Source organism: Chroococcidiopsis sp. (assembly GCF_051657925.1).
Classification (GTDB): domain Bacteria; phylum Cyanobacteriota; class Cyanobacteriia; order Cyanobacteriales; family Chroococcidiopsidaceae; genus Chroococcidiopsis.
Window position 1 is genome coordinate 1 of record NZ_JBOFLP010000083.1, and the last position, 4,349, is coordinate 4,349.

At 47.3% G+C, this 4,349-nt stretch carries 5 protein-coding genes; 1 reads left to right on the forward strand and 4 read right to left on the reverse strand.

All coding sequences use genetic code 11. The features are described from left to right. The first annotated feature begins 237 nt into the window (after nucleotides 1-237). Nucleotides 238-1,581 carry a URC4/urg3 family protein gene (locus ACRC32_RS06340; protein WP_438553192.1) on the forward strand — a complete coding sequence of 448 codons (1,344 nt, stop codon included), beginning with the start codon at nucleotides 238-240 and terminating at the stop codon, nucleotides 1,579-1,581. Here the strand turns inward: ACRC32_RS06340 and ACRC32_RS06345 are convergent. From ACRC32_RS06345 to ACRC32_RS06360, 4 genes are all read right to left on the reverse strand, one after another. Further along, a complete protein-coding gene (locus tag ACRC32_RS06345; protein WP_039713040.1) occupies nucleotides 1,578-2,042 on the reverse strand; it encodes a hypothetical protein in 465 nt (154 codons plus the stop codon). The genes ACRC32_RS06340 and ACRC32_RS06345 overlap by 4 nt on opposite strands. 131 nt (nucleotides 2,043-2,173) lie before the next feature. Then, nucleotides 2,174-2,950: an MBL fold metallo-hydrolase gene (locus ACRC32_RS06350; protein ID WP_438553193.1), complete on the reverse strand. Its 777-nt coding sequence runs from the start codon at nucleotides 2,948-2,950 to the stop codon at nucleotides 2,174-2,176. A 19-nt stretch (nucleotides 2,951-2,969) separates the two neighbouring features. Then, the gene (locus tag ACRC32_RS06355) at nucleotides 2,970-3,566 is read right to left on the reverse strand and encodes an anthranilate synthase component II (protein WP_438553194.1); all 597 of its coding nucleotides are present in this window, start codon (nucleotides 3,564-3,566) and stop codon (nucleotides 2,970-2,972) included. 66 nt (nucleotides 3,567-3,632) lie between these two features. After that, nucleotides 3,633-4,088, reverse strand: coding sequence for a diacylglycerol kinase family protein (locus ACRC32_RS06360; protein WP_438553195.1), 456 nt, complete (start codon nucleotides 4,086-4,088; stop codon nucleotides 3,633-3,635). Between the last annotated feature and the right edge of the window lie 261 nt (nucleotides 4,089-4,349).

The following is a 4,349-nucleotide window of genomic DNA, read 5'->3' on the forward strand; positions in this document are numbered from 1 at the left end:
ATTTGATTCCCCAAGACGCACAAGTGGAAATTGAGGCGAAAAAAGCCGCTGGTTACTACACTCCAGGCGCGGTACTAGATACGTTAGGATTGGCAGAAATTAAAGGTAGAGAAATGGAATGATGAAGTCGTAAGTCGTCAGTCGTAAATGTTTCACGCACCACGACGCAGCTTTATTGGCGAGGAAACCTCGCCAACCGCCTGCAACACCCCACGCACCAGTCCTTGATAACTGATAATGAATCTTCTAACTTCCGATAGCCGTCAGTCTTGGGAAGAGGCGATCGCTTATTTGCGTTCCCCGAGGGCGATTCGCGATCGCTGCGGGCAGTTGTTTGAGCTGGCACGGCAAGATAAGTTGAGTCACTTCCGCTGCGATTTGACGCAGTTAGGACGGGTGGCAAAATATGTTATTGCCGTCATGCAAGAGCAATATCCCGATGGGCAAATTCCCTTCCATAGCCGCTGGCAGCACTTTGAAGTTGGTGGAGTACCGCGTTTAGCTCAGTTAGAGCGGCTGTTGGCAGGGCTATCGCCAGTCGAGCGAGCCGTGACTCGGTTCGATCTGGCAATCGTCAGCGTGCTGTTAGATGCGGGTGCGGGCGATCGTTGGTTGTATTGCGAACGGGAAACCGATTCAATCTTTCAGCGATCGGAGGGGTTAGCAGTGGCTAGTTTTCGGATGTTCTGTCAAGGTGCTTTCTCCAGCCATCCTCATCAGCTTTTACAAGTCGATGCCCAAGGATTGCAATCTCTGAGTGAAGCAACCCTAGCTCAAGGATTTCAGGTAAATGAGGATAATCCATTGGTAGGGTTGGCAGGACGAGTAGAACTATTACAAAAATTAGGGCGATCGCTTTTTGCCTACCCGCAAATGTTCGGTGACGACAATCCCCGTCCGGGTCATCTCGTGCATTATCTGTTACAGCGATCGCACCACAAACAACTACCAGCTGCAACAGTTTTGCGTGCTGTTTTAGAAGGACTCGGCAGTATTTGGTCTGGCAGAATTGAAATAGCCGGAGTTAATCTCGGCGATGTTTGGTATCATTCTGCTTTAGCAGGGAGCAGGGAGCAGGGAGCAGGGAGCAGGGGGACAAGAGAGCAGAGGGGCAGAGGGAGCAACTACCAATTACCAATTACCAATTACCAATTACCAATTACCGACTCCCTAGTTCCATTTCACAAGCTTTCGCAATGGTTGACTTATTCTCTTTTGGAGCCACTACAAGAACTCGGTTTAGAAATTACGGGACTTGACGACCTGACCGGATTACCAGAATATCGAAATGGTGGTTTGTGCCTCGATCTCGGACTGCTACAAGCCAAACACTCAGATATTTTCCACCACGCCCACTCAGTAGACTCGGAAGTCGTTGTCGAGTGGCGAGCATTAACTGTGATTCTATTAGACCAAATTGCTGCAACGATCCGCCAGCAGTTGGAAATGGATGCTACGCAGTTGCCTTTGGTCAAAATTTTGCAAGGCGGAACTTGGAGCGCCGGACGGCGGATTGCTGCCGAACTTAGACCGAATGGAGTTTCCCCCATTCAGTTACAGAGTGACGGTACGGTGTTTTAGCGGAATACCAAGCGCTGCAACAAAGTTTTCAGAAATATGCCGAGCTGAAATTGATAAAATTCGATCGCTAACCAACAAATCGTTAATAAGTGTGACAAAAAGGTGAGCCAAATCCAAGCATACGGTAGCCAATATAAAGGAGTATCTGGGAGTGGCGGAAAGATATAGACGGTCAGCCCAACTATAGCCGTTGGTAGCGCTACGAGAGCGATCGCGGCTAGAGTATAACCCCAGCCAAATTCTACGCCGTCATAATAAGCTTCTATCCACCTTCTGCCATTCCAACGCCAGACTAGCGGTGGTTGACAGGAGAGCATTTTCAACTGCTGTCTTTCTACATCAGTTTCAAAAATCTGCTGGCAGCAGTCGCAAGCCATCGCTTCCATTAAAGGCATAGCTTGAACCTTGCCCAAACGACAGGCTGGGCAGGGATAAATGCTGTTAGAGTTCAACTGCATCATCGCTGTCAGGAAACTACACCTTTCCAAGTTAGCAGTTATTAGGGAGTAGGGAGTAGGGGGAAGAGAGCTGAGGAAACTGAGGGAGCTAACTACCAACTACCAACTACCAACTACCAACTACCAACTACCAGTTAAAACTTATAACTCAATACCTGAATTGCAGTTTCATCCTTGGGTAAGTCGGCGGCTTTAACAGTTAAACTATCGCTTTGACTGCGACGTATGGGAGTTCCTTCCATCAATGACAAAAATTCATCTAGCGGCACGATGTCGCAGGCAGCAGGATCGGCGGCTTGGGTACGATAGTGAGTCGGAATGACTAACCTGGGATTGATAGTCTTGACGGCTGCTTGGGCTTCTTGAGGGTTATAAGCTTTAGCACCACCCCCCACTGGCACTAGTAACACGTCGGGACGACCTATAAGGATTTTTTGTTCGATTGTGATTGGTGCAGCAGCTCCCCCTAAGTGCAAAATCCTAATCCCGCCTTGCGTCCACAGCCATGCCACGTTAGTACCAAATCTTCTCCCCTTTTCGCGATCGTGGTCGATCGCAATTCCTTGGATCTGCGTTCCTTTAAATTGGTATACTCCAGGTTCAAAGATCAGCTGGGGATTGCCAGGAACCTCTTCTACTGCCCCTTCATCCAATAATTGACTGCTAATTAAAACCAAATCTGTTTCTACTTTTGGTGGTCTGTATCCCGCCGTACAGCCTAGCTGCCGAAAAGGATTGACCAGAATTCGCGCCCCGCCACCAGTAAATAGAAAACAAGTATGACCCAACCATCGTACCGTTAATCCGCTGCCTGTTTGAGCTACAGCAGGCTGAGATTTTGCTGCAAGCGTCACTGCTAAGGTAGAAAGTAGCCCCGCTCCAGCATAGCCAATCAACTGTCGTCGTTTCATTGCTTCTCCGTTCACTCCACTAGTGGGACGGCAGTTGTTTCAGGAAGTTGCGCAGTAATTGCTTTCCTGAAGTTGTGAGGACGCTTTCCGGGTGAAACTGGACTCCTTCAATGTGAGGATATTGCCGATGTCGCACTCCCATAATTGTCCCGTCCTCAACCCAGGCGGTAATTTCTAACACGTCTGGGCAGGTCTGCCGTTCGATCGCTAAACTATGATAGCGGGTTGCGGTCAACGGATTTTCTAAATCTTTAAATACGCCTACTCCCGTATGGGAAACTGATGAAGTTTTACCATGCATCAATTCAGATGCAGAGACCACTTTACCACCAAAGACTTGTCCAATGCTTTGATGCCCCAAACATACGCCCAATATCGGTGTATTCTCGCCTAAGAGTGCGATCGCCTCCAGAGAAATTCCTGCATCTTCTGGGCGACCCGGACCTGGAGAAATCACAACCCCATCTGGCTGTAACTCGCGGATCTGCTCGATCGTAATTTGGTCGTTCCGATAAACTCGAATCTCTGCTGCAACTGGGAACTCTGCCCCCAATTCACCCAAGTACTGCACTAGGTTATAAGTAAAACTGTCGTAATTATCAATAACTATAATCATTTTTGAGTAGTGCGTGAAGAAAGGGTGTGGTGAGTGGTCAATTTTGAATTTTGAATTGCTTCCTTGTCAATTCAAGGTAGATAGAACGATCCTCACCAACGGTGGTAACAAAAGAGCGGCGGCGACTAGAACGGCAGCGATAGCCGAGATTAATACTGCTCCGGCGGCGCAGTCTTTAGCAATTTTAGCGAGTTCGTGATATGTCTGCTTTACCGTCAAGTCTACAACAGACTCGATCGCGGTATTGAGTAATTCCATTACTAGCACTAAGCCGCTAGTCAGCGTAATCACAGCTATTTCGACCAAAGGCAAACGTAATAATAAGCCCAGAAAGACAGCAAGAGTTCCTATACAGATATGGATGCGGAAGTTGCGTTGAGTTTTAAACGCATAAGCAATGCCACTCCAAGCATATTTGAAGCTCACCAACAAGTTGGAGGCGACTTGCCAAGAGAAATCTCGCTGAATTGGAACCACTTTTTCTGTTCTACTAGGCGTTGAGGTCGAAACTTTTTGGGTCATAGATGGCAAACATCAATAATCTTTGGTTTTTTATATCTAGCCGAGTTACAGCCTATTACTTGCTTAATTTGTCAATTTCCACAGACAGTTTAATTTAGACATATCTCATCTAGCGAGACTATATTAGTAACAAATTGTCGCGATCGCGCTGTGCCAATATTTACAATTACAATCTTGCCCAGTTTAAACAAGATTGATATCAAGACCAACTATCCTTAGTAGCAAAGTTTGCTGTTCCAGCATCTCTAATAGGGTTTCCTC

Bases quoted from the DNA above. Each gene is read 5' to 3' on its own strand.
- ACRC32_RS06360 (WP_438553195.1), bottom strand. From the start codon at position 4,088: ATGACCCAAAAAGTTTCGACCTCAACGCCTAGTAGAACAGAAAAAGTG.
- ACRC32_RS06340 (WP_438553192.1), top strand. From the start codon at position 238: ATGAATCTTCTAACTTCCGATAGCCGTCAGTCTTGGGAAGAGGCGATC.
- ACRC32_RS06350 (WP_438553193.1), bottom strand. From the start codon at position 2,950: ATGAAACGACGACAGTTGATTGGCTATGCTGGAGCGGGGCTACTTTCT.
- ACRC32_RS06345 (WP_039713040.1), bottom strand. From the start codon at position 2,042: ATGATGCAGTTGAACTCTAACAGCATTTATCCCTGCCCAGCCTGTCGT.
- ACRC32_RS06355 (WP_438553194.1), bottom strand. From the start codon at position 3,566: ATGATTATAGTTATTGATAATTACGACAGTTTTACTTATAACCTAGTG.